The 1,210-nt window shown below is 57.4% G+C and carries 2 protein-coding genes; one reads left to right on the forward strand and one right to left on the reverse strand.

What is annotated here, in order from left to right; genetic code table 11:
* On the reverse strand, positions 1-197 hold a 197-nt coding region (locus HHL24_RS43375; RefSeq protein ID WP_329606834.1), incomplete at its 3' end, for a helix-turn-helix domain-containing protein.
* Between the two features lie 441 nt (positions 198-638).
* Between HHL24_RS43375 and HHL24_RS43380 the strand changes: the two genes are divergently transcribed.
* A partial coding sequence (locus tag HHL24_RS43380) for an IS6 family transposase (RefSeq protein WP_169491345.1) occupies positions 639-1,210 on the forward strand: 572 nt, incomplete at its 3' end.

Raw genomic sequence — 1,210 nt, forward strand, 5'->3', positions numbered from 1 at the left:
CCAGCAAGCTTCGCAGCAAACCCGTCGAGCTTGCTGGGGCTGTGGCGTTCGGGATAGGCGGGCAGTACGGTGCCGGCCCGTATGTAGCGTCTGACCGTGTTTCTGGACACGCCCAGCCGTTTGGCAATCTCGCGCAACGACACATGATCGCGAAAGTGCCAGCGTCGGATGATGCTCAATATAGCCACGTCGATCACTCCGTTCCCCCGCCCGTTGCCGAGCAGGTCAGTGTTCTACGTGGGTCAATATTCGATGCAAATTACTACGCAGGGTGGGTCAGGATTCCGTGCAAATCAACAGTTCTGCCGTTCGGCGAGCCATTGAACGACGTCCCGGCCCAAAAGGGGTTGATTCGCTGACATGGGTGAAGCTCCATAGTGACGAGAACGGGGGTTCGAGTGAGTGAGTGAGTGAGATTGCATCTCCAATCTCGACCGGCGTCAGCAGAGCAGGCAGTTAAAGTCGGAGTGGTGCCCCAATTTCCATTCCGTGGGTATCAGAAAGCTCAGGCGCGACAAAGTTTGCGCTAGCGTCCTCGCGAAGGGCTCTGCAATTGCTACAGGTTGAACGAGAACGATGCCCGGATATTTCAAGAAGGCTTTGTCACGTTATTGAGGCGGTCGCGTAGAATTCTTGAGATGAAAAATTCCAGATCGCTCTATCACGGGCATCGCTTTCCTGCGGTGGTCATCAGCTGTGCCGTTCGGTGGTACTTTCGGTTTCAGTTGAGTTTGCGTGATATTGAAGAGTTGCTGTTCGAGCGCGGCATCGAGGTGAGTTATGAAACCGTGCGCCGCTGGTGCGATAAATTCGGTTCCGGGTTCGCACATCGGGTAAAGGCTGTCCGGCGAAAACCGGGCAGTACATGGCATCTCGATGAGTTGTTCGTGACGTTGCGCGGTGAACCTTATGTGCTGTGGCGAGCGGTCGACGAGCACGGCGCCGAACTCGATATCCTGCTGCAGAAGCGGCGCGACATGGCCGCAGCCGAACGATTCTTCGAACGCGTACTTCGTTCGTGCCCGGTGCCGCGCAAAATCGTCACCGATCAGCTGCGCAGCTATCCGGCCGCGAAGTCCAGGATCCCCGCGCTGGCAAATGTCAAACACGTGTTCGTCAAGGCTGCCGCCCGCGTGAACAATCGGGCCGAGAATAGCCATCAACCTACGCGCGAACGCGAGCGGCGCTTGCGCGGGTTTCGCGACCCAAA

The sequence above is a fragment of the Paraburkholderia polaris genome (assembly GCF_012927345.1).
GTDB lineage: Bacteria > Pseudomonadota > Gammaproteobacteria > Burkholderiales > Burkholderiaceae > Paraburkholderia > Paraburkholderia polaris.